Origin of the sequence: Pseudomonas sp. Irchel s3a18 (genome assembly GCF_900187535.1) — a bacterium.
Lineage (GTDB): Bacteria > Pseudomonadota > Gammaproteobacteria > Pseudomonadales > Pseudomonadaceae > Aquipseudomonas.
In genome coordinates, this window is record NZ_FYDV01000006.1 from 248220 (window position 1) to 268969 (window position 20750).

Annotated in this window: 25 protein-coding genes and 1 pseudogene; 9 read left to right on the forward strand and 17 right to left on the reverse strand. The window is 57.8% G+C overall.

Annotation, left to right across the window (positions count from 1 at the left end; genetic code table 11):
* Window positions 1-57: 57 nt before the first annotated feature.
* Window positions 58-396 (reverse strand): DUF3565 domain-containing protein, encoded by a 339-nt coding sequence (locus CKW29_RS11570; RefSeq protein ID WP_095148535.1) that lies wholly within the window; start codon window positions 394-396, stop codon window positions 58-60.
* On the opposite strand from CKW29_RS11570, the gene CKW29_RS11575 reads away from it, so the two are divergent.
* From CKW29_RS11575 to CKW29_RS11585, 3 genes are all read left to right on the forward strand, one after another.
* On the forward strand, window positions 365-850 hold the full coding sequence (locus tag CKW29_RS11575; protein WP_095077829.1) for a peptidylprolyl isomerase: 486 nt from the start codon (window positions 365-367) through the stop codon (window positions 848-850). The genes CKW29_RS11570 and CKW29_RS11575 overlap by 32 nt on opposite strands.
* Window positions 851-982: 132 nt before the next feature.
* On the forward strand, window positions 983-1465 hold the full coding sequence (locus tag CKW29_RS11580; RefSeq protein WP_095077824.1) for a glutathione peroxidase: 483 nt from the start codon (window positions 983-985) through the stop codon (window positions 1463-1465).
* A 199-nt stretch (window positions 1466-1664) separates the two neighbouring features.
* Window positions 1665-2768, forward strand: coding sequence for an NADH:flavin oxidoreductase (locus CKW29_RS11585; protein ID WP_095148513.1), 1104 nt, complete (start codon window positions 1665-1667; stop codon window positions 2766-2768).
* Window positions 2769-2851: 83 nt separating this feature from the next.
* Here CKW29_RS11585 and CKW29_RS11590 read toward each other — a convergent pair whose 3' ends face one another.
* Together CKW29_RS11590 and cysZ are read right to left on the reverse strand one after the other, a co-directional pair.
* Window positions 2852-4027 carry a glycosyltransferase family 1 protein gene (locus CKW29_RS11590; protein WP_095148514.1) on the reverse strand — a complete coding sequence of 392 codons (1176 nt, stop codon included), beginning with the start codon at window positions 4025-4027 and terminating at the stop codon, window positions 2852-2854.
* A gap of 63 nt (window positions 4028-4090) precedes the next feature.
* On the reverse strand, window positions 4091-4846 hold the full coding sequence (gene cysZ / locus CKW29_RS11595) for a sulfate transporter CysZ (RefSeq protein ID WP_095144969.1): 756 nt from the start codon (window positions 4844-4846) through the stop codon (window positions 4091-4093).
* Window positions 4847-5158: 312 nt separating this feature from the next.
* On the opposite strand from cysZ, the gene trxB reads away from it, so the two are divergent.
* Window positions 5159-6106: a thioredoxin-disulfide reductase gene (gene trxB, locus CKW29_RS11600; RefSeq protein WP_095148515.1), complete on the forward strand. Its 948-nt coding sequence runs from the start codon at window positions 5159-5161 to the stop codon at window positions 6104-6106.
* 125 nt (window positions 6107-6231) lie between these two features.
* Here trxB and CKW29_RS11605 read toward each other — a convergent pair whose 3' ends face one another.
* The 6 genes from CKW29_RS11605 to CKW29_RS11630 all read right to left on the reverse strand — a co-directional run bounded on the left by CKW29_RS11605 (window position 6232) and on the right by CKW29_RS11630 (window position 9270).
* Window positions 6232-6570: a HopJ type III effector protein gene (locus tag CKW29_RS11605; protein WP_095144967.1), complete on the reverse strand. Its 339-nt coding sequence runs from the start codon at window positions 6568-6570 to the stop codon at window positions 6232-6234.
* Complete coding sequence (locus tag CKW29_RS11610; RefSeq protein WP_095077800.1) at window positions 6563-6859, reverse strand: DUF1244 domain-containing protein; 297 nt, start codon at window positions 6857-6859, stop codon at window positions 6563-6565. The genes CKW29_RS11605 and CKW29_RS11610 overlap by 8 nt, the downstream gene beginning before the upstream one ends.
* A 97-nt stretch (window positions 6860-6956) precedes the next feature.
* Window positions 6957-7328: a dihydroneopterin triphosphate 2'-epimerase gene (folX, locus tag CKW29_RS11615; protein WP_095077796.1), complete on the reverse strand. Its 372-nt coding sequence runs from the start codon at window positions 7326-7328 to the stop codon at window positions 6957-6959.
* Between the two features lie 2 nt (window positions 7329-7330).
* Window positions 7331-7888 (reverse strand): GTP cyclohydrolase I FolE, encoded by a 558-nt coding sequence (gene folE / locus CKW29_RS11620; protein ID WP_095148516.1) that lies wholly within the window; start codon window positions 7886-7888, stop codon window positions 7331-7333.
* 21 nt (window positions 7889-7909) lie between these two features.
* Window positions 7910-8620 carry a dihydromonapterin reductase gene (folM, locus tag CKW29_RS11625; protein ID WP_095148517.1) on the reverse strand — a complete coding sequence of 237 codons (711 nt, stop codon included), beginning with the start codon at window positions 8618-8620 and terminating at the stop codon, window positions 7910-7912.
* A gap of 80 nt (window positions 8621-8700) precedes the next feature.
* Window positions 8701-9270: an antibiotic biosynthesis monooxygenase gene (locus tag CKW29_RS11630; RefSeq protein WP_095144964.1), complete on the reverse strand. Its 570-nt coding sequence runs from the start codon at window positions 9268-9270 to the stop codon at window positions 8701-8703.
* A gap of 211 nt (window positions 9271-9481) precedes the next feature.
* On the opposite strand from CKW29_RS11630, the gene CKW29_RS11635 reads away from it, so the two are divergent.
* A complete protein-coding gene (locus CKW29_RS11635) occupies window positions 9482-10438 on the forward strand; it encodes a MerR family transcriptional regulator (RefSeq protein ID WP_095144963.1) in 957 nt (318 codons plus the stop codon).
* Window positions 10439-10441: 3 nt separating this feature from the next.
* Here the strand turns inward: CKW29_RS11635 and CKW29_RS11640 are convergent, their stop codons facing one another.
* Together CKW29_RS11640 and CKW29_RS11645 are read right to left on the reverse strand one after the other, a co-directional pair.
* The gene (locus CKW29_RS11640; RefSeq protein ID WP_095148518.1) at window positions 10442-11047 is read right to left on the reverse strand and encodes a hypothetical protein; all 606 of its coding nucleotides are present in this window, start codon (window positions 11045-11047) and stop codon (window positions 10442-10444) included.
* A gap of 63 nt (window positions 11048-11110) precedes the next feature.
* Window positions 11111-11575: a PAS domain-containing protein gene (locus CKW29_RS11645; protein ID WP_095148519.1), complete on the reverse strand. Its 465-nt coding sequence runs from the start codon at window positions 11573-11575 to the stop codon at window positions 11111-11113.
* 151 nt (window positions 11576-11726) lie between these two features.
* Here CKW29_RS11645 and CKW29_RS11650 point away from each other — a divergent pair, with 151 nt between their 5' ends.
* The 4 genes from CKW29_RS11650 to CKW29_RS11665 all read left to right on the forward strand — a co-directional run bounded on the left by CKW29_RS11650 (window position 11727) and on the right by CKW29_RS11665 (window position 15136).
* Window positions 11727-12182, forward strand: coding sequence for a flavodoxin (locus CKW29_RS11650; RefSeq protein ID WP_095144960.1), 456 nt, complete (start codon window positions 11727-11729; stop codon window positions 12180-12182).
* 217 nt (window positions 12183-12399) lie between these two features.
* Window positions 12400-13182, forward strand: coding sequence for a class II aldolase/adducin family protein (locus tag CKW29_RS11655; RefSeq protein WP_095144959.1), 783 nt, complete (start codon window positions 12400-12402; stop codon window positions 13180-13182).
* Window positions 13183-14085, forward strand: a complete 903-nt coding sequence (locus tag CKW29_RS11660; protein WP_095144958.1) for an alpha/beta fold hydrolase — start codon at window positions 13183-13185, stop codon at window positions 14083-14085.
* A gap of 139 nt (window positions 14086-14224) precedes the next feature.
* Window positions 14225-15136 (forward strand): SDR family oxidoreductase, encoded by a 912-nt coding sequence (locus CKW29_RS11665; RefSeq protein ID WP_095144957.1) that lies wholly within the window; start codon window positions 14225-14227, stop codon window positions 15134-15136.
* A gap of 75 nt (window positions 15137-15211) precedes the next feature.
* On the opposite strand, the pseudogene CKW29_RS11670 reads toward CKW29_RS11665, so the two are convergent.
* The 6 genes and pseudogenes from CKW29_RS11670 to CKW29_RS11695 all read right to left on the reverse strand — a co-directional run.
* A pseudogene (locus CKW29_RS11670) lies at window positions 15212-15451 on the reverse strand (bacteriocin immunity protein); the annotation flags it as partial.
* Window positions 15448-15906 (reverse strand): HNH endonuclease signature motif containing protein, encoded by a 459-nt coding sequence (locus CKW29_RS11675; protein WP_371850793.1) that lies wholly within the window; start codon window positions 15904-15906, stop codon window positions 15448-15450. The gene CKW29_RS11675 and the pseudogene CKW29_RS11670, both read right to left, overlap by 4 nt.
* Window positions 15861-16124 (reverse strand): bacteriocin immunity protein, encoded by a 264-nt coding sequence (locus CKW29_RS11680; protein WP_095144954.1) that lies wholly within the window; start codon window positions 16122-16124, stop codon window positions 15861-15863. The genes CKW29_RS11675 and CKW29_RS11680 overlap by 46 nt, the downstream gene beginning before the upstream one ends.
* 2 nt (window positions 16125-16126) lie before the next feature.
* A complete protein-coding gene (locus CKW29_RS11685; RefSeq protein WP_256584878.1) occupies window positions 16127-18181 on the reverse strand; it encodes an S-type pyocin domain-containing protein in 2055 nt (684 codons plus the stop codon).
* A 344-nt stretch (window positions 18182-18525) separates the two neighbouring features.
* A complete protein-coding gene (locus CKW29_RS11690) occupies window positions 18526-19290 on the reverse strand; it encodes an N-acetylmuramoyl-L-alanine amidase (protein WP_095148521.1) in 765 nt (254 codons plus the stop codon).
* 634 nt (window positions 19291-19924) lie between these two features.
* Window positions 19925-20731: an IclR family transcriptional regulator gene (locus CKW29_RS11695; RefSeq protein ID WP_095148522.1), complete on the reverse strand. Its 807-nt coding sequence runs from the start codon at window positions 20729-20731 to the stop codon at window positions 19925-19927.
* Window positions 20732-20750 lie beyond the last annotated feature (19 nt).

Sequence of the window (20750 nt, forward strand, 5' to 3'; positions counted from 1 at the left end):
GGATTCTCTGAAGGTGCATGGCAATGGCGATCATCCAAGCCTGACGATCTGCCTGAATCAAACGCCAAGGTTATCGCTAACCGGGCCTTGAGCGCACCAACCGCAGGCAAAGGGCTGACCTATTTTTTCAATACGTTGCACGGGGTCGAGCACCCAGGCCCTGGTTTGCCAGGGGGGTTGATGGCGCAGGTGCTGGGTGTGCCCACAGGACAGCTCGGCCACCCAGTGTCCTTGCTCGTCCTGATGGAAGCCGGTAATCGTCGATGCATTCGAAGCGGGCCGTTTATCCGGGTTCTGTTCGCTTTCGGGCGTTTGCTTCGCTAAACTTACCCATTCTTTATTCTTATGCAAAAGGTCTCGCCCCATGCTGATCGCCGCCAATAAGGCTGTCTCCATCGACTATACCCTGACCAACGACGCTGGTGAGGTCATCGACAGCTCTGCCGGCGGCGCACCGCTGGTTTACCTGCAAGGCGCAGGCAACATCATTCCAGGCCTGGAAAAAGCCCTGGAAGGCAAAGCGGTCGGTGACGAACTGACTGTTGCCGTAGAACCGGAAGACGCCTACGGCGAATACGCGGCCGAACTGGTCAGCACCCTGAGCCGCAGCATGTTCGAAGGCGTTGACGAACTGGAAGTGGGCATGCAGTTCCACGCTTCCGCGCCAGACGGCCAAATGCAGATCGTCACCATCCGTGATCTGGACGGCGACGACGTGACCGTTGACGGCAACCACCCGTTGGCCGGCCAGCGCCTGAACTTCCAGGTCAAGATCATCGACATCCGTGACGCCAGCCAGGAAGAAATCGCCCATGGTCACATCCATGGCGAAGGTGGTCATCACCACTAATTTCTGCGCTAAGCTCAGATAACTGGAGAGGCGCCCGAGGGCGCCTTTTTAGTCGGTGGCCGTTACCGGCCATCGGTGTTTGCGCGGTTGCTGGGCTGTTTCGAGAAAAACACGGGATATCTGGAGTACGTCATGAGTGCTTTTCACGACCTTACATTAAAAGCGTTGGATGGCCAGGCGTTGCCTCTGGCGCCCTTCAAGGGGCACGTCGTGCTGGTGGTCAACGTCGCCTCCAAGTGTGGTCTGACGCCACAGTACGCTGCGCTGGAAAACCTTTATCAGCAGTACAAGGCCCAAGGCTTCAGCGTGCTGGGCTTGCCGTGCAACCAGTTTGCCGGGCAGGAACCGGGCACGGAAGACGAGATCAAGACGTTCTGCAGCCTCAATTATGGCGTGAGTTTTCCGTTGTCCAGCAAGCTGGAAGTCAACGGCCATGAACGTCATCAGCTGTATCGTCTGCTGGCAGGCGAGGGGGCCGAGTTTCCCGGTGATATCACCTGGAACTTCGAAAAATTCCTGATGGGCAAGGACGGTCGCGTGCTGGCGCGGTTCTCGCCACGCACTGCGCCGGATGATCCGACGGTCATCCAGGCCATCGAAAAAGCCCTCGCGTGATCTCTTTTTGCAGGAGCTGACTTGCCTGCGATCACGTCCCTGTTGATCGCCGCAAGACGCCAGGGCCGCTTCGGCCCTCCAGCTCCTGTCAATCCGTTCTGTCTTTTTAGCTTAATCACTGCAATCAATAGTGCTGTTCAGCACCTTTCGGTCTCCATATTATCGCCGTCATAAACCTCGCGTCCCTGTGGAGTGCCGCATGCCCGTCAAAGCCTTGTTCAAACCGTTCAACCTCGGCGCGCTGGAACTGCCGACCCGCGTGGTCATGGCACCGATGACCCGTTCGTTCTCTCCGGGCGGTGTGCCGAACTCAAAAGTGATCGAGTACTACCGCCGTCGCGCGGCGGCTGGCGTGGGCCTGATCATCACCGAGGGCACCACGGTGGGTCACAAGGCATCCAACGGCTACCCCAACGTCCCGCATTTTTATGGCCAGGCCGCGCTGGCCGGCTGGAAGAAAGTGGTCGATGCCGTGCACGCTGAAGGCGGCAAGATTGTTCCGCAACTGTGGCATGTGGGCAGCGTTCGGCGCATCGGCACCGAGCCGGACGTCAGTGTCCCGGGCTACGGCCCGTCGGAAAAAATCAAGGAAGGTCAGGTCGTGGTGCATGGCATGACCCGACAGGACATTCAGGAGGTGATCGCGGCATTTGCCCAGGCGGCCAGGGATGCACAGAGCGTCGGCATGGACGGCGTGGAAATTCATGGTGCCCACGGCTACCTGGTCGACCAGTTCTTCTGGGAAGGCAGCAACCAGCGCACCGACGAATACGGTGGCAGCCTGGCCAACCGTTCGCGTTTTGCTATTGAACTGGTCCAGGCCGTGCGTGCCGAGGTCGGTGAAGACTTCCCGATCATCTTCCGCTTTTCCCAGTGGAAACAGCAGGATTACACCGCGCGACTGGTGCACACCCCTGAGGCGCTGGGTGAATTCCTGCAACCGTTGTCGGATGCCGGTGTGGATATTTTCCACTGCTCGACTCGCCGTTTCTGGGAGCCGGAGTTCGAAGGCTCTGAACTGAACCTGGCCGGTTGGACCCGCAAGCTGACCGGCAAGCCGACCATCACGGTCGGCAGCGTTGGCCTGGACGGCGAGTTCCTGCAGTTCATGGTCAATACCGACAAAGTCGCGCAGCCTGCCAGCCTGGAGAAACTGCTGGAGCGTCTGAACAACGATGAGTTCGACCTGGTGGCCGTGGGCCGCGCCTTGCTGGTCGATCCGGACTGGGCGCGGAAAGTGCGTGATGGCCGTGAAGAGGACATCCTGCCGTTCAGTCGCGAAGCATTGATGACGCTGGTTTAAGCGGCGACCCGCTAACACCCTCACGGGCAAGCCCGCTCCTGCAGGACAACAAGGTCCTGTGTGGGAGCAGGCTCGCCATGGCGTTAAGGCAAGGTCGGTGCATTCGGTACCGCCATCTCCCCCACACACGCGCCGCGCAACTGACTTTCAAACTGCTCGATGATCGCCGTCCACCCCTGGCGGCTCGCGTGCTGACGTGCATTCAGGCGTATGCAGCGCAGGGCTTCCGCTTCCTCCAACAGCCAGCCAGCGGCATCGCAAAAAGCGTCTTCATCCCCTGGCATCGCCACGACACCGTTATAGCCATGACGAATGTGCTGGGCTGCGGCGGCCTGATCGTAGGCCACCACCCCAAGGCCCGAGGCCAGTGCTTCCAGTACGACATTGCCGAAGGTTTCGGTCAGGCTCGGGAACACGAAAATGTCCCCGGATGCATAGTGGCAGGCCAAGACTTCACCGCGTTGTGAGCCGCAGAAGATCGCTTCTGGCATGTCCTTTTCCAGGGCGGCGCGCTGTGGTCCGTCACCGACCACGATCAATTTCATCCGGCGCTGTGGATAAGTCGATTGCAGGTGTTGGTAGCAGCGCTTGAGCAACCCCAGGTTTTTTTCCGGGGCCAACCGGCCCACGTGAATCACCGCGATATCGTCATTGGCCAGCCCCCAGCTTTCCCGTAGGGAGCCCAGGCGTTTGGTCGGGTGGAACAACTGGCTGTCGACTCCCCGGGACAACAGCGCCAGGCGCTCGAAGTGCCGACGCTCCAGTTCCAGTCGCTGGCTGGCGCTGGGCACCAGCGTCAGTTGGGAGCGGTTATGGAACCAGCGCAGGTAGTGCGTCAGCAGCCGGGTCAACAGCCCGAGGCCGTACTGGCTGGAGTACTGCTGGAAATTGGTGTGGAAACCGCTCACCGCGGCAATGCCCAATCGCCGTGCTGCCCGCAAGGCAGACAAGCCCAATGGCCCCTCGGTGGCGATGTAGAGCACGTCCGGGCGCTGGCGCTTCCAGCGCCTGAGCAGCTTGTGCATCGACGATTGGCCCCATTGCAGTCCAGGGTATCCGGGCAGCGGCCAGCCTCGGCAGAGCAACAGCTCGTCATCACTGGCTCGGGCCTGATCGTCAGCCTGGCGCGGTCGCACCAGTTCGACCTGGTGGCCGCGCGCGCGCAATCCGTCGCACAAGCGGCCAAGGGTGTTGGCCACGCCGTTGATTTCGGGTGGAAAGGTTTCGGTGATCAGGGTGATATGCAGGGCTGTCGTCATGGCCTCAGTGTCGGCTGAGGCCGTGTCGTCATTGTGTCAGCGCGATGACGAATTCATGAAGGGTCAGCCTTGCTTGGCCACCAGATTTTCCGCGCCGCGCTCGCGTACCCAGAACAGTGTCGCTCCGGCTACGGCCGCGGGCATCATCAGGATATTGACCACGGGAATCAGCAGCACCAGGTAAACGCTGCCGCCAAAGCCCATGCTCTGCCAGCGTTTCTCGCGCAGCCAGGCGAGCATCTCGTTCCAGCCCAGCTTGTGGTTGTCCGCCGGGTAGTCGATGTACTGGATCGCCATCATCCACACGCCGAAGATCAGCCACAGCGGTGCGGCAATCAGGTTGAGCACCGGGATGAACGACAGGATGAACAGCGCCAGCGCCCGAGGCAGGAAGTAGCCTAGTTTGCGCATCTCGCGGGCGAGGGTACGCGGGATCATGGCGACCAGTTCGCCCCAGCTGAAGGCCGGGAAATCGTCGGTACCACGCACTACCACTTCAACCTTCTCCGCGAGAAATCCGTTGAAGGGGGCGGCGATCACATTGGCCAGCATGGTGAAGCTGAAAAACACCATCAACACCACCAGCACCACGAACAGTGGCCAGAGCACATAACTGAGGAAACTCAGCCAGTCGGGTAGGGAGGGCATCAAGGTGTCGACCCACAGACTGAACTGATGGCTGGCCAGGTAGATCAATCCGACGAACAGCACCAGGTTGATGGCCAGTGGCAACAGCACAAACAAGCGCAGGCCAGGACTCAGGATCAGCTTGAGGCCTTCGCGCAGGTATTGCGGGCCGGACAGAACGGGGGCGGGCATAGTGTGCTCCGAGCAATGAGAAACGCGCCGACCTTACCGGCTTTGCCCGGCAGGCGAAAGCACGGTAACGGTATCGACATTAACTGTAACAAAGGCGCCTATAGATGCAGCTCCAGCATATAGAGACCGCCTATGAGCTGGATTGTTAAACCGTATTTCCTTAATCTTCGCCTCCTCGATACGCTGCACCCATTATTTTTCAGGGCTGTCCCACTATGGCGCTTCCCCAAGCGTCGGCACGGTCCTTTTTTATTCCAGCCGGCAATCCGGCATCCGCGCCAGGTAGTACCGGCCGGTCGATAGGAGTGAGTCATGTCTGATGTACGTCATTCGCGAGTGATTATTCTCGGTTCCGGCCCTGCCGGTTACAGCGCTGCGGTCTATGCTGCCCGCGCTAACCTCAAGCCGTTGCTGATCACTGGCATGCAGGCGGGTGGTCAGTTGACCACCACCACCGAAGTCGACAACTGGCCGGGCGACGTTCACGGCCTGACCGGCCCGGCGCTGATGGAGCGGATGAAAGAGCACGCCGAGCGTTTTGAGACCGAAATCGTTTTCGATCACATCAATGCCGTCGACTTTGCTGCCAAGCCGTACACCCTGACCGGCGACAGCGGTACTTACACCTGTGACGCCCTGATCATCGCCACCGGCGCCAGCGCTCGCTACCTGGGCCTGCCGTCGGAAGAGACCTTCATGGGCAAAGGCGTTTCGGCCTGCGCGACCTGCGACGGTTTCTTCTATCGCAACAAGCCAGTGGCCGTGGTCGGCGGCGGCAACACCGCTGTTGAAGAAGCCCTGTACCTGGCCAACATCGCCAGCAAGGTGACCCTGATCCACCGACGCGAAACCTTCCGCGCCGAGAAGATCCTGATCGACAAGCTCAATGCCCGGGTTGCCGAAGGCAAGATCGAGCTGAAGCTGAACGCGACCCTGGACGAAGTGCTGGGCGACAACATGGGCGTGACCGGTGCCCGCCTGAAAAACAACGACGGCAGCTTCGACGAAGTGAAAGTCGACGGTGTGTTCATCGCCATCGGCCATACCCCGAACACATCGCTGTTCGAAGGCCAGTTGACCCTCAAGGACGGTTATCTGGTGGTGCAGGGCGGTCGTGAAGGCAATGCGACTGCTACCAGTCTCGAAGGTATCTTCGCCGCCGGCGACGTGGCTGACCACGTTTACCGTCAGGCGATCACCTCGGCGGGCGCCGGCTGCATGGCTGCACTGGACGCAGAGCGTTACCTGGACGATCTGTAGAACGCTTGATTGCGCGAGCGTTGAAATGAAAAAAACCGGCCAAGGCCGGTTTTTTCATGCCCGCGATTGCACGGGCAATGAAGCGCTTGCTATGGGAGCGGGAAAGCCCGCTTCCATAGGGAGAATCAGCGGCGCGCCAGTGGCTGCTGCGTGAACTTCACACCCGCCAGGCCATGGGCAATCAGTGCCCGGATGTTGCCGTGATCACTGCCTTCAGGCGTCGCCACCACCGAGCGGTAGTGTTCGCCAAATGCCAGCAGTGCCTCTTTATCGCTCAAGCCTTCCAGCAGGGCCAGGCCCAGGGTCTTGCACGAACCTTCGTTCTGCCCGGCGGCGTTTTCCACGCCACCGTTGTTGAAGGCCTGTGGCTGGTAGTCGTAGCCTTCGGCAATGAACGCCAGGGTATCGGCGAAAGCGTGTTCGCCGCTGTTCAGGCTGGCGCGCAGGGTGTTCAGGTCAGTCATGGGTTTTTCCTTTGGCGAACGCCGCTTGTTGCTCGGCGCTGGCTTCTTGCTGGTATTGGGCTTTCCACTCGGCATAGGGCATGCCGTAGACCACTTCACGGGCATCGTCGAGGCTGACCTCGATCTGGCGTTCGTCAGCGGCGGCCTTGTACCACTTGGACAGGCAGTTGCGGCAGAATCCCGAGAGGTTCATCAGGTCGATGTTCTGCACGTCCTTGCGGCTGTCCAGGTGGGCAACCAGCCGGCGGAAAGCGGCGGCTTCAAGTTCCAGGCGTTGTTGGTCGGTCATAGGTCTCTCTGAGACAGCTTCAAGCGGCAAGCTTCAAGCTGCAAGATATGGATTACGTTGGCTTCTAGCTTAAAGCTTACGGCTTGTAGCTCAAAGCTCAGCGGCTTGCCGCGAGGGTGATCGACACCGACTCGGCAAAGCGCAGGGCGTGGGGTTTGTCGACTTCGACCTCGGCGTAGAGCACGCTCTGGTTGGCCATGACCAGGTCCAGCAACTCCTGGGTCAGGCGTTCGAGCAGCGCAAACCGGTTACCTTCCACGTGGGCGATGATCGCTTTGGTGATGGTGCGGTAGTTGAGCGCGTGATCGATGTCGTTATCGCGTACCGCGTCTTGGGCGGCATACAGGATCGTCAGGTTGATCAGGATGTCCTGCTTGTTGAGGATTTCATCCTCATTGATCCCGATGAAGGTCCGCAGACACAGGTCCTTGACCCGGATGCGGGCCATTCCTGGTTGAAGTTGTGGCATTGCTACTTGCTCCGTCCAATCAATTGCAGGAATTCTTGGCGGGTGGTGCTCGACTCGCGAAAGGCGCCGAGCATCACCGAGGTATTCATGATCGAATTCTGTTTCTCGACGCCGCGCATCATCATGCACATGTGCTGGGCCTCGATCACCACCGCAACACCGGCGGCGCCGGTCACACGCTGCACCGCCTCGGCGATTTCCCGGGTGAGGTTTTCCTGGATCTGCAAGCGCCGGGCGAACATGTCGACGATGCGCGCGATCTTCGACAGGCCCAGCACTTTGCCGGTAGGAATATAAGCGACATGGGCCTTGCCGATGAAGGGCAGCAGGTGATGTTCGCAGAGTGAGTAGAGCTCGATGTTGTCGACGATGATCATTTCATCATTGTCAGAGGCGAACAGCGCACCGTTGACGATCTCTTCGACACTTTGCACATAACCGTGACACAGGTATTGCATGGACTTGGCCGCGCGCAGCGGGGTGTCGAGCAGGCCTTCACGGTCGGGGTCTTCACCCAGGCCGATCAGGATCTCACGGTAGTGCTGGGGCAATAACGTCATGGAACATCCTCGCGGGGCGGCTTACTTGACGTGCCGTCCGCCGTTGACGGTCAGGGTCGTGCCGGTGACATAAGGGTTGTCCAGCAAATAGCGCAGGCTCTGGTAGATCACTTCGGCACCGGGCTCGATGCCCAGCGCGGACTTGGCCAGTGCCTTGGCGCGGTAGGCAGCATCGTCGTCGGGGTTGAACAGTAGCAGGGCGGGGGCGATGCCGTTGACCTTGATCTTCGGGGCGTATTTTGCCGCGAACGAAAGGGTCAGGCTGTCGAGCCCCGCTTTGCTGGCGCAGTAGGCGATGTGCTTGCTGCTGCCCTTGCGCGTGACATCGTCGCTGATGTGAACGATGTCCGCCGGGGTGGAACGCTCCAGCAGGTCTGCACAGTGCAGGTTGATCAGATAAGGCGCCAGCATGTGCACGCTGAACATCCGGGTAAATGCGCTCGCTTCGGTGTCAGGCGTTTCCGCCAGCCAGGCGGAGGCGTTATGCACGATGGCGCGCAAACAGTGGGTGTGCTGTTTCAGTTCGCTGATAAAGGCCAGGATCCCGGACTCGCTGGAGAAGTCCGCGAACAGCGTGATCGCCCCCAAGTCGCGCAGGGTTTGCACGCCGGGGCGTTCACTGCGGTAGCTGACGATCACCGGTTGACCGTCTTCGAGCAGCCGTTTGGCGCAATGCAGCCCGACACGCTGGCTGGCGCCGGTGATGAGGATCGGGGCAAGGGAGGGGGGCATGGGCGGCTCGCATGGCGGGTATGGCAAAACTATACCAGCGACGAGCCTTGCAAACCTATGCCAAGCGCATCGGTGGGGGATCAGCGATTCTGCGTGGAGGGCTCGGTGGGCAACGACCGCACAGGCGTGCTGTTCAACCAGCCGGCCAGCAGGCGGGTCGACAATGGAATGAAGAGGTAGACCATCAGCGGAGTCAGGGCCAGGGTGCTGACGAGCACGCGGGGCAGCATGCTCATGTCGTTGAGCAATGGGCCGAGGACAACGTTGAACAGCAGCGAGACCGGGAAAAACGCCAGCCAGATCGCCACGGCCTGTTTCCAGCGCGGGGGACGTTGCCCGATGGCACCGAACCAACCGTCGATGCCACTGACGCGATGCTCGGATGGGTGGGCAAACAGGTCGCTGCCGCGCCCCAGCCACGTGGTGCGCGAGACGGAATGTTCCCAGGCGTGCAGGGTTTTCTCGTCGGCAAAGCGGAAGATGATCTGGAATTCGTCATCGTCGGGCGGCGGAGCGAGCACGCCAGAGCCCAGATAGCCGGGGAAGTCGGTGGCCAGTTGTTCGCCTTCGCGCAACCAGGCGATCAGGTCCTGATAGCGCCCATTGGCAACGCGACGCGCCACCATCAGGGTGACCGGTGAGGTAGACATTTTGTATCTCCATAATGACGCGCACGCGACTCCGGGTAGGAGGTGTGCAAAACGCAGCACCGGGGGTAGAGGGCTGCGCTTACAAATGTGCAAGAATTATTCCTGATTGTGCGGAAAACACCAACGATAGTCGTCGAATGCCACAGGCTTGAATGTCGAGGGCACTGAGAGATAAGGTAAGACTCAACTTGACAAGGATGTCTGCGCGCCCATGGTAGATACAGAGCCTCCCGAGCCTTTATTGGCTGCTCTTGCCGTCAGTCAGGAGCAATTGTTCCCTATTCGTGAAGTGGCGCGCCTGACAGGCGTCAACCCGGTAACCCTGCGTGCCTGGGAGCGGCGCTATGGTTTGATTCAGCCGACTCGCACCGAAAGCGGGCATCGACTGTACTCAATGACCGATATCGAGCAGATTCGCAGCATTCTTGGCTGGATCGGCCGGGGTGTGGCGGTCAGCAAGGTAGGGCGGATTCTGACCCAAAATCGTGCAACCCGGGTTGTGTCGAAGTTCATCCCGGATGAACTGGTCCAGGCCGATTATGCCCAGTGGCAAACCCAGATCAAGGCTGCGCTGAGTCATTTCGATGATGTCGAACTGGGGCGTATCTACGGTCAGGTCTTTTCCACCTACTCACTGATTGTGGTGTTTCAGGACATCTTCATGCCTCTCTGGAGGCAGTCACTGCAACAGAAAGACGTCTTCGGACAAACCAGCGAGTGGGTGATGCTCGACGAGTTCCTGCGCTCCAGGCTGCTCCAGCGTCTGGTTATGTTGCGCGGTTCGCGGCCGGTGCGGGTTGCTGTGGCTGCAATCGAAGGGCATTGCCATGAGGTTGAGTTGCTGTTGGCAGCGTTGTACCTGAGCTGCGAGCGCATGGGCGTCAGGGTGCTGGCGTTGGGCAAACCCTTCGATGAACTGACCCTGGTCTGTGAAAAAATCCAGCCCCAGGCACTGGTGCTGGTTTCCAATCGGGCGCCGACACCGGACTTTGCTCGTCGTCTGAATCGCCTGGCAATGAGCCTGGATTGCCGTCTGCTATTGGCCGGCGATGCGTCGGACCTGGCACAGGACAGTCTGGCCGGGTCGTCCATTGGTTGCCTGGGTAGCGAAGGCGGGCTGATGCAACAGCGTCTGCAGCGGTTCCTGGTGGGAACGCTCGATACCTGATGCTCAGGTGTGCAGGGCGGGGTGGGTCAGGCGGTGTTGCTGAAGGATGTACTGACGCAACCGTTCGGTTTCGTCCTTGTCGCCCTGGTTGAGCCGATAGGCGTAGTAACCGTGTTCGGTTTCCCGCTCGAAGGTGCCGCGCAGGGCGATACGCTCATAACCTGAAGGGCTGAACCACAGCGCGAAGCTTTTTGGTGGCTTGGTGCGGTTGCGCACTTCCAGCAAGATCCCCTTGAACGACACTTCATGCACCCACAGCGGGCCTGGCTGACCTTTGGCGTTTTCCAGCGCAACCGGCTCTTCAAGCGCCAGGCGCCACGGGCGAACCATGGGGCCGTCTTCATAGATGCTCGGTACGCCCAGGCGCAAATGCAGCGCATGAAACTCGTCTTCGACCAGGTGCAGGGGGAAGGTCATCTGCTGGTTTTCAAACTGTGCCTGGATGGTCACTTGCTCGTGCGCTGCCAGGCGAGTCAGCAGGTCGCGAATTTGGGCGCCCCCATTCACCAGCAGGCTCGACGTCGCATCACGCACGTTGAGTTGCGGGTTGTGTTGCATCATCTGGATGAAATCGAGTTCATCCTGAGTCAGAAGGGCATCGCGGTGCATGGTTTACTCGAAAGATATAATTACAAAGTCATTGGTGATTGTAGTTAGTGACCATTGATTCGTTCACTTGTTTTGACCGTTGGTCGTATTGAGCGCCCGCAATTGGGCTTTCAATGTGCTCAACTCGGCTTCCAGTTGTTCGACCCGCAGTTGGGCCTTGACTTGGGTCGTGACGTTTTTTTGTACACCGACGAAATATGTCTGCTTGTCGCTTTCGTTGTACACCGTTGAAAGCGACAGTTCATTCCAGAACGGTGTGCCATCCTTGCGGTAGTTGCGCAGGACCTCGCGACAGGAGCCGCCGTTTTTCAGCGTTTCACGGATACTGCCCAAGGCGCACTGATCGCGATCTCCAGACTGGAGAAAACGACAGTCCTGATAGAGGATTTCTTCAGCGCTGTAACCGGTAAGCTTTTCGAAGGCCGGATTCGCGTAGATCAGGATGTTGTCTTCGCCTTCCCTTTCGGCAATCACGATTCCATCGTTTGAAGCGTTGATCACCAATTGCAGCAATTGAGCATTGATCATCGAAGAGTCCTTTCTGCGTTGAGTGTGCGTTGCATTCTATGACAGGCTGGGAAACTGTCCACTGGCTATCATCGCTGATTGAGAGTCAATCGTAGTTTTTTTGTGTCAGCTGTTAGTATTCCGGTTTTCACTCAGATTCAGGATCAGATTGATGAAAGTCGCCATCCTTTCCGGCTCGGTGTACGGCACGGCTGAAGAAGTCGCCCGACATGCGGCCAAGCTACTCAATGCGGCGGGGTTCGAGACCTGGCATAACCCGCGCGCGACCTTGGCGGATATTCAGGCATTTGGTCCTGAAGCGTTTCTGGCGGTGACCTCGACCACCGGCATGGGCGAGCTGCCAGACAACCTGCAACCTTTGTACTCGATGATTCGCGATACGTTGCCAGCGGCCTGGCGCGGTTTGCCGGGCGCGGTGATCGGTCTGGGCGATGCCAGTTACGGTGATACCTTCTGCGGTGGCGGTGAACAGATGCGCGAGCTGTTCGGCGAACTCGGGGGGCGTGAAGTGCTGCCCATGTTGCGCCTGGACGCCAGTGAAAGTGTGACCCCCGAAACGGATGCCGAACCTTGGCTGAGTGAGCTGATCAGCGCACTGCGCGGTTGACCGGACGCTCGCGCGACTATGCAGGGCAGCGCGACCAGACGCCGTTCGCCGGGGGCCCTGCTCAAGTGGGTGTCGTGACATGGATCACGACCCAGTCGACTGGAAAATGTACTGACTCGTTAGGTCATTAAGCTGGCTGCCAATGCAACTACCCGAATGCCGATAGCTGACTAGACTGTTTTCACATGTTGAGAATAATAAGAACTGAGGTCTTGCCGTGAGCGCAGCCCCCGCAGCATCAACCCCGAATGTCAAAGATCAGGTCAGCGCCACCGAGTGGCAGACGCGAGTGGATCTGGCCGCCTGTTATCGGCTAGTGGCCCTGCATGGCTGGGATGATCTGATCTTCACCCACATTTCGGCCAAGGTACCGGGCACCGAAGATTTTCTGATCAATCCGTTCGGGATGATGTTCCACGAAATCACCGCTTCGAGCCTGGTCAAGGTCGATCAGGCCGGCAACAAGCAGATGGACAGTCCGTACGAGATCAACCCCGCCGGCTACACCATCCATAGCGCGGTGCACGAAGTGCGTCACGACGTGGCGTGCGTGCTGCATACCCACACCGCGGCAGGCGTAGCGGTTTCTGCGCAAAAGCAAGGCGTGCTGCCGATCAGTCAGCAATCGTTGTTTGTCCTCTCCAGCCTGGCGTATCACGCCTATGAAGGTGTCGCGCTCAACCATGAGGAGAAGACGCGACTGCAAGCGGACCTTGGACAAAACCATTTCCTGATGCTGCACAACCACGGCCTGCTGACCTGTGGCAGCACGATCGCCGATACGTTTTTGATGATGTTCACCTTTCAGCGTGCCTGCGATATCCAGGTGCTTGCGCAGAATGGCGGGGCCGAGTTGATTGCCATCGAACCGCAGATTCTCGCCGGCGCCCGCGCGATGATTGCCGGCGTGACCAAAAGTGCTCAAGGAATGGGCGGCGCGCTGGCCTGGCCTGCGTTGCTGCGCAAACTCGATCAACAATACCCGGGCTACAGACTCTAAATGTCTCTCGCCGAAATCCCGTTATGCGTCTGGCGCAAACGTAGCCAGAGCTTTGTGTTCCGTGGCCAGACCATCCGCTATTGGGTGGCCGGACAGGGTGAACCCTTGCTGCTGATCCACGGCTTTCCCACCGCCAGTTGGGATTGGCACTACCTGTGGCAGCCCTTGGCCCAGCGCTATCGGGTGATTGCTTGTGACATGCTCGGTTTTGGCGACTCGGCGAAACCCCTCGGCCATGAATACTGTCTGCTGGAGCAGACAGACCTGCAGCAGGCACTACTGATTCATTTAGGCATCGATCAACCCGTGCATCTACTGGCCCACGATTATGGGGACAGCGTGGCGCAGGAGTTACTGGCCCGGCACGAAGAGGATCGAGCTGAGATTGCCAGTTGCGTGTTCCTCAACGGCGGGCTGTTTCCCGAGACTCATCGGCCGGTGCTCATGCAGAAATTGTTGCTCAGCCCCTTGGGCTGGATGATCGGGCGGGCCTTTACGCGAGATACCCTGGTCAAGAGTTTTCGGCAGATCTTCGGTCCCCGGTCCCGCCTCAGTGAAAGCGAGCTGGACGATTTCTGGAGTTTGATCAACAGCAACAATGGGCCGCGTATCCTGCATAAGCTGATCGCCTATGTGCCGCAACGCCGTGCACTGCGCAATCGCTGGGTACGCGCCATGCAGACGGGAGAGGTTGCGCTACGGGTGATTGACGGTGAAGCCGACCCGGTGTCGGGCGGACACATGGTCGAACGCTACCGGGCGCTGATTGCCAATCCGGACACCGTGTTGCTGCAAGGCATTGGTCATTACCCGCAGATTGAAGCGCCGGTGCAGGTGCTCAAGCACTACCTGGCCTTTCGTGAGCATCTGAATTCCCTGGCGTTGAAAGTCGCCTGTTCCTGATCCCCTGATCGCCTGGCACACCGTTCGATCATCCCCCTGCCTTATCGTCCACCATTCAGCTCCAGCCCACTTGATTGTGAGTGCATGCCGTGTGGCTGACACTCGGGCTCACTGTCCTTGGGCCTGCTGGAGTTGGGTAATGAATGAGTCTGTGCGCTTCGAAGATAAAGTCGTGATCGTGACGGGGGCGGGCGGCGGCCTGGGACGGGCCCATGCGTTGCTGTTCGCCAGGCAGGGGGCCAACGTGCTGGTCAACGATCTTGGCGGCTCGGCGCAAGGCGAGGGGGCCAACGCCAGCGCGGCTGACCGCGTGGTAGCCGAGATTCGCGAGGCCGGCGGCACCGCAATCGCCAACCATGACTCGGTGACCGACGGCGAGAGAATCGTTCAGCACGCACTCGACACCTTTGGCCGGATCGATGTGGTGGTGAACAATGCCGGGATCCTGCGGGACAAGACGTTCCATAAACTGGACGATAGCGACTGGGACCTGGTTTACCGCGTCCACGTCGAGGGTGCCTACAAAGTCACCCGTGCCGCCTGGCCGCACATGCGCGAGCAAAACTACGGTCGGGTGATCTTCACCGCGTCGACGTCGGGCATCTACGGCAACTTCGGCCAGTCCAACTACGGCATGGCCAAGCTCGGCCTCTATGGCCTGACCCGCACCCTGGCCATCGAGGGCCGCAAAAACAACATTCTGGTCAATGCCATCGCCCCGACCGGTGGCACGCGCATGACCGAAGGCCTGATCCCGCCACACGTATTCGAGCAGCTGAAACCGGAACTGGTCAGCCCGCTGGTGGTGTACCTGGCCAGTGAAAACTGCCAGGAAACCTCCGGCCTGTTCGAGGTGGGTGGCGGCTGGATGGGCAAAGTGCGCTGGGAGCGCAGCCTCGGTGCCGGGTTTGACCCGCGCGAGGGTTTCTCGCCAGAGGAGGTAGCGGCGCATTGGCAGCAGATCTGCGACTTCGAAGGCGCGGTGCATCCGAAGGACAACATTGAAGCGTTGAAGGAAATGATGGGGAATTTGCAGAAATATTCGCTGTAAGGGGGAAGAGGAATCGAGCGCAAGGATGACGGCTGCGCTCGATTTTACTGACTGGTTTTTGACTTTGAAGCCGGGTTTACCGTTGGCAGCTCGCCAGGTTTTTATAGCGTTCAACACGCCAGAGGGGCTGTCCTCTATACCTTCCCGAGGGTCATACAGGACACCTGTTCCGTCGGGGTGCTCTGAGGTAAGGACAATATTTTCTACAATCGCATCATGTTCATATTCAGATGAGTAGTGTCCTTCGAATAATCTCTTAATAAGGTTTAGGTATTCTTTCTCAGTGTATTCTGAAAACTCATTTCGAAGATTCATTTTACTCCTCCCTTGTTTTTGGAGTGGGATTTGATGTGTAGTTTTGGTGTCATTACCCTAAGGTTATCTAAACTGTAAACCTCGCCTCCTTCGCTGATGGGCTTGATATGATGAATTTCATATTTCTTTCGCAGGCCTACTTGGTCTTCTGGCGGCGCCATGGGTGAAAGTTTGCGCTTCATGTCCATTTGCCTAATTTTTGTAAATTGACTACTCAAAGAGGCATCGTTGCCCATCGCCTCCCAAAAAGCTCTTCTAAACGCATTGAAGCTTGAAAACTCCCGTCCTCGCAGTTTATCCGCAATCTGTGACGGGATCGCCACTCCTTCTCCTTGTGATGCTGCCCCTAGCCATGAAAGGCGAGAAGGAGTTGAGCGTAAGAACAGTTGCTTACGCTCGATGTTGCTGATTAATCCTCGGCCTTGAAGCCAGGTTTGCCATTGGCTGCTCGCCAGGTTTTGATGGTTTTCAGTACACCAGCAGGGCTATCTTCAACACCTTCTGCTGGGTAATACAAAATGTCGGAGCCGTTTGGATGTTCAGACGTGATTACAATGTTGTCAACAATTGAATCTAGCTCTTCTTCGGTGGAGTAACTTCCATCAAATAAGCGACATATGAGACTCGTATACTCGGACTCTGTGTATTCTTCTAATTTATTTTTTAGGATCATTTTTACTTTTCTCCTTTGTAAGAGTGAGTCTCAATATGTTGTTTTGGTGTCAAAATACGAAGATTATCTGCATCGAAGACGGCGCCTCCTTCATTGATGGGTATCACATGGTGGAGCTCAAATTTTTGGCGCTTACCGACATGACCTGCTTGTGGCGCTCTCGCAGCTAGACCCTGTAATGTCTCAATTTTACTAATATGGCTGAGCTCTGCACTCAGTTGTTGATCCGCAGCCACTGTCTTCCAAAAAGCTTTTCTAAACGCGTTAAAGTTTGAAAACTCCCGTCCTCGCAGTTTATCCGCAATCTGTGGCGGGATCGCCGCTCCTTCTCCTTGTGATGCTGCCCCTAGCCATGCCCCTGAAACCGCTTGTCCGTATCCGCTGGCAACGCCAGGTTCGTCCCGTCTGTCCCTGAACATCGTGTAGATCGGAGGGATCCCGGAGTCGATCGGGAAGACAGTGATGAACCCACCAAAGCTATACTGATCCAGTTGTGGAAATGCATCGATTCGTCCTTCACCAGGCGTGACGGTAGCGCCCGCATAAATCGGCACAGCTATTTCGCTGACTGGAAGTTCGGTCAATATAGGGGGGAGTTCGACTACTGGCGTCCAGGTCGTCGTGATGGTGTGCGGACCTGCACTGGTGGAAACGTAGACGTTCCTTTGTGAGTCAAACCGTGCGAGCCGGACAGGTACGGTGGCTGGTACCGAAACACCGTCTGTGGTGGCGACAACGACCTGTGTTTGATTGCCAGCCGCGCGCGAAGCCAGCGTCACCTTCAGATTGACTTCTCCCTGAACGGCTGCGAGCTCGTATAGATTGTCGGGCATTTCCGGGGCGAGTTCCGACAGTGGAACACTCACTGTATAAAGGTCACCGTTGTTCAGCTTCGAAGGCGTAAGCAGTGCCGCGAACCCAACGACGATCGGGGTTGCCGAGGTGGCTAGGGCTGCGATAGCGGCGGATACCGCCGTGCGCAGTGTGTTCTTCAGGGCTAACGATGTGGCGGGATTGGTGACGACGCTTCCGGCCGTCGCGGTAAAAACCGGACCGATTGCAGCCATTGAACCGGAGTGGGTGAGCGTGGGGGGCTGTCTGTTGGCTTTTTCTTGTGCGCGCTTTTGCGCCTCTTGTTGTTCCCTTTCAAGACGCTGCTGCTCAGCTTGACGTTGAACTTCAGCCAGTGCCTCAAGGCGAGCCTGCTCGGCAGCGGCATGCTGCGCTGCAGCTTCGGCAGCAGCCTTGGCTTGCTCATTGGCCAATCGCTGAGCTTCTGCCAAGGCGGCAAGCTGTGCTTGTTCGTTGGCCAGGCGTTGCTCCTGTGCCAATGCAGCAATGCGTTCTTGTTCGGCAACAATTCGGCGAGCTTCTGCTTCTGCTGCCAGACGCGCTAATTCTGCAGCCACACGCTGAGCTTCTTGTTGCGCAACCTGACGTGTGTGTTCGTCGTTTTGCACGGCAGCAAGAAAGTTTTGTACCCCAGCATGCTGTTGATTCAAAAGCTGGATTTTTTCGTTCAGAAGTCGTGCGGACCACGCGGCTTTATAGGAGCGAGTCCATTGCTCGACAGCTTTTCCATCGGGAGTTTGTACGGGGGCGAATCTTCTCGCTCTGGCGAAGAAATCCATAGTGCTTCGGTTGATCGGATCCGCACCATAAAAAGCGTTAGCGAGAGCGGTCTGGATATGAAACTCGGCAGTCTTACGCAAGAGCAGGGTGTTACGAACGTGCAACTCCCGTTGAATAGCCTCCACTGGCGGTAAGGGATGGTTCGCCCCTTCAGCACGTACGGCGGCGAGTTCATCTTCAATCGCTTGCGGCAGTGTCTGGATGTTTACCCAGTATTCATTGTTTAATGCTTCGACTGTGGTATCCAGTTTGGTGACAGTCTGCTGTGTCAGGTGTTGGAAAATAGGCTCCATAGCACCGGGTGCTGGTGAAAAACCTTTGCCGAGATGGTTGCCAAAACCTCCACCGATTTCATCTTTCCCGGCGGAAGGTTGTCGACCGACATAAATTGCAGGCAGAGTTACTTGTCCTTGTTGATAACTCATATTTGTAATTCTCTCTTGGTGTTTGTATCGGGCGAGGCTGAAGCACGGTTATCGTAAGATGGCGTTTTTTCTAAGTTCAACGCTCTGGTTTGTTTGGAATGCTAACGGAGTATTGGAGGGGCTGGAGCCGAGAAATGTGTGCGAAAATTCTCTATTATTTTAAGTTGAATGCTGTAGGTGTTCTGTTGTTAGCAAGTATCTGGTTTTTGGTGGTGTGTTCTCCCTGTTGCACATAGGAAGTTTCCGGCTTTTTTTCTGGAGTCTGAGAGCGAAGCATAAAAAAGCCGCTGTAAATGCAGCGGCTGAATAGGAAGATAAAATATACAAGGTGTAGCGTACGGTCTTTAAGGGACGTATTTATTTACCAGTGCCGCCAAATTCGCCGCCGTCTGCGCATCCATTACCCCGTCGTAACTCTCGGGACGAAAGTGCAGCTGAAACGCCCGCACCAGTTGCCTGTATCCGGACTCACTCGAAGCCCCCGAGGTGTCATAGCCGTAGGTCTTGAACAGTTTGAGCAGCGCTGCTCGATCCGGCACGCCCGATTCCTTGTATTGCCGTAGATAGCTATCGCGGCAGCCATTGTCAAACCAGGCACCAATACCCTTCAAGTACAGCGCATGCCATGGAAAAGCCGGGCCAGGGTCGCTCTTGCGGCCAATGGAGATGTCAGAGTGGCCCAGGACATTACGCGCACTGATGTCCGGGTAGCGCTTGAGTATGTCCAGTGCCAGTTGCTCAATCGCGGCGACTTGCAGAGGGTGGTAAGGCGGAAAGTCGAATCGTCCCTGGTTGTCACTCGCCAGGTTGACCACCTCGATAGCGATCGAGGTGTCATTGAGATTGCTGCGATTGTCCCACTGGCTGACTCCGGCGTGCCATGCCCGCTGCTGTTCATCGACAAGACTGAAAACCCGCTGATCCGTGAACCCGGCCTTGGCGTAGGAGGGGTCGGTCACGTCGGGGATCAGGTAATGAGCGCTGACGTTGGGACCGGTCAGTGCTGCGATCGAACTTGAGAAGTTACCGGCAGTGTAGTGAAGAATCAGAAAGCGAATTCGACTGTTGTAACCTTTGGTTGAACGGTATTGGGTATTGATGGGGAACATGATTGATAACTCTGCGATAGACGTATTTTGGTTGGCGTTTACCGCCAGTTAAAATCAGCCTATCAGCGAGGTGTTGGTAGTTGTGTGGCGCTTATCTGATGCTCGTGTAGGAGAGGGCGCCAGTGTTGTCTGGCTTTGTATCGTTGGTTTTGTAGTGCAAGTTCGTAGCGAGTAAAAACCTGACACATAAAAAAGGCCGCTGCAAGCGCAGCGGCCAAGGTAAGACGTTAGATCAAGGAGCTACAAATCTACGTCAGTGAACAGCGGGCGATGAATTGAAGGGGAGGTTTCAACTCATCTGAACTTTTTGGCAGGGCAAGTGGACGATCCACACTTGAGTGCCTTTGCATAGTCAGGGTGTTTGTCGTGAAAGCCAGACAATAATAAGTTTATCTTCGCATCGGAAAAATAGCTATTCGGGACATGCACTGTTACGTCTTTGGCAACAGTCACGATCTTGACCCTGGTTCGCTTGTATCGTGAGCGTGGCTGATACCCCGTCATCCAGCCCGTCCGTGGCTGGCGCAAAGTCCCTGTCTCTCAAGGGGGCTCATTCTCGGAAAGCGTACGGCTGAACGTCGAACCCAGGCGGCGGCCAAGACCAAGTCGATGTTTTTTCCCCGCAGTGCAGTGCTCAGGTCCAGGCAGTGGCTGGTTCATGCCCCATGCGCCAGCTCACGGCCCGGGTTGCCGCCAACAGGCGCTGCGCCGCCGGACCGTTTTCGTCGGCGTGGAACAAGGACGTCGGGCCGACGATGGTCAGCACGGCGGCAATCTGCCCAACTGCATTGAACACCGGTGCCGAGAGCGCATCGACGCCTGGCATCAGCAAACCATGCACATGGTGCAGGCCGCGTTGGCGAATTTGTTCGCACAAGTTGCGGTAGGCCTGTTCATCGGCCAAGGGGTGAGCCTCTGCGGCCTGGACTTCCTGCTCTCGCAACTCGGCGGTTTCCCGATGCGGCAAGTACGCGCCGAACACCAGGCCGGTGGACGAACTGAGCAGCGGCAACACCGAGCCCAACTGGGTCACCACCGTCACTGCACGCACCGCAGGCTCGATGTGCACCACGGTTGCCCCCTGATTGCCCCACACCGCCAGGAAACAGGTTTCATTCAGCTCGTCGCGTAACTCGCTGAGAGGCAGGGCGGCGACTTTCAGCACGTCCATACTGTTCAGGGCCGCCAGGCCAACGCGCAAGGCTTCTCGGCCCAGACCGTAGTGGTTGGTCGTCGTGTTCTGCTCGGCAAAACCGCTGGCGATCAGCGCCTGCAGATAGCGGTGAACCTTGCTTGCCGGCATCTGCACATGTTCGGCCAGGCGCGACAACGACGTCGACGGCGACAACTCGGCCAATGCCTTGAGGATATCGGTGCCGACCTCGGCCGAGCGGACTTTCTGTTTACCGTTGCTGTCGCTGGTTGCGCGCGGCTTTTCCATGGTTCAGTCATATCTGGAG

What these genes read in the sequence shown, in the direction of transcription:
- CKW29_RS11575 (WP_095077829.1), top strand. Translation starts at nt 365, where the DNA reads ATGCTGATCGCCGCCAATAAGGCTGTCTCCATCGACTATACCCTGACC.
- CKW29_RS11570 (WP_095148535.1), bottom strand. Translation starts at nt 396, where the DNA reads ATGGAGACAGCCTTATTGGCGGCGATCAGCATGGGGCGAGACCTTTTG.
- CKW29_RS11580 (WP_095077824.1), top strand. Translation starts at nt 983, where the DNA reads ATGAGTGCTTTTCACGACCTTACATTAAAAGCGTTGGATGGCCAGGCG.
- CKW29_RS11585 (WP_095148513.1), top strand. Translation starts at nt 1,665, where the DNA reads ATGCCCGTCAAAGCCTTGTTCAAACCGTTCAACCTCGGCGCGCTGGAA.
- CKW29_RS11590 (WP_095148514.1), bottom strand. Translation starts at nt 4,027, where the DNA reads ATGACGACAGCCCTGCATATCACCCTGATCACCGAAACCTTTCCACCC.
- cysZ (WP_095144969.1), bottom strand. Translation starts at nt 4,846, where the DNA reads ATGCCCGCCCCCGTTCTGTCCGGCCCGCAATACCTGCGCGAAGGCCTC.
- trxB (WP_095148515.1), top strand. Translation starts at nt 5,159, where the DNA reads ATGTCTGATGTACGTCATTCGCGAGTGATTATTCTCGGTTCCGGCCCT.
- CKW29_RS11605 (WP_095144967.1), bottom strand. Translation starts at nt 6,570, where the DNA reads ATGACTGACCTGAACACCCTGCGCGCCAGCCTGAACAGCGGCGAACAC.
- CKW29_RS11610 (WP_095077800.1), bottom strand. Translation starts at nt 6,859, where the DNA reads ATGACCGACCAACAACGCCTGGAACTTGAAGCCGCCGCTTTCCGCCGG.
- folX (WP_095077796.1), bottom strand. Translation starts at nt 7,328, where the DNA reads ATGCCACAACTTCAACCAGGAATGGCCCGCATCCGGGTCAAGGACCTG.
- folE (WP_095148516.1), bottom strand. Translation starts at nt 7,888, where the DNA reads ATGACGTTATTGCCCCAGCACTACCGTGAGATCCTGATCGGCCTGGGT.
- folM (WP_095148517.1), bottom strand. Translation starts at nt 8,620, where the DNA reads ATGCCCCCCTCCCTTGCCCCGATCCTCATCACCGGCGCCAGCCAGCGT.
- CKW29_RS11630 (WP_095144964.1), bottom strand. Translation starts at nt 9,270, where the DNA reads ATGTCTACCTCACCGGTCACCCTGATGGTGGCGCGTCGCGTTGCCAAT.
- CKW29_RS11635 (WP_095144963.1), top strand. Translation starts at nt 9,482, where the DNA reads ATGGTAGATACAGAGCCTCCCGAGCCTTTATTGGCTGCTCTTGCCGTC.
- CKW29_RS11640 (WP_095148518.1), bottom strand. Translation starts at nt 11,047, where the DNA reads ATGCACCGCGATGCCCTTCTGACTCAGGATGAACTCGATTTCATCCAG.
- CKW29_RS11645 (WP_095148519.1), bottom strand. Translation starts at nt 11,575, where the DNA reads ATGATCAATGCTCAATTGCTGCAATTGGTGATCAACGCTTCAAACGAT.
- CKW29_RS11650 (WP_095144960.1), top strand. Translation starts at nt 11,727, where the DNA reads ATGAAAGTCGCCATCCTTTCCGGCTCGGTGTACGGCACGGCTGAAGAA.
- CKW29_RS11660 (WP_095144958.1), top strand. Translation starts at nt 13,183, where the DNA reads ATGTCTCTCGCCGAAATCCCGTTATGCGTCTGGCGCAAACGTAGCCAG.
- CKW29_RS11665 (WP_095144957.1), top strand. Translation starts at nt 14,225, where the DNA reads ATGAATGAGTCTGTGCGCTTCGAAGATAAAGTCGTGATCGTGACGGGG.
- CKW29_RS11680 (WP_095144954.1), bottom strand. Translation starts at nt 16,124, where the DNA reads ATGATCCTAAAAAATAAATTAGAAGAATACACAGAGTCCGAGTATACG.
- CKW29_RS11685 (WP_256584878.1), bottom strand. Translation starts at nt 18,181, where the DNA reads ATGAGTTATCAACAAGGACAAGTAACTCTGCCTGCAATTTATGTCGGT.
- CKW29_RS11690 (WP_095148521.1), bottom strand. Translation starts at nt 19,290, where the DNA reads ATGTTCCCCATCAATACCCAATACCGTTCAACCAAAGGTTACAACAGT.
- CKW29_RS11695 (WP_095148522.1), bottom strand. Translation starts at nt 20,731, where the DNA reads ATGGAAAAGCCGCGCGCAACCAGCGACAGCAACGGTAAACAGAAAGTC.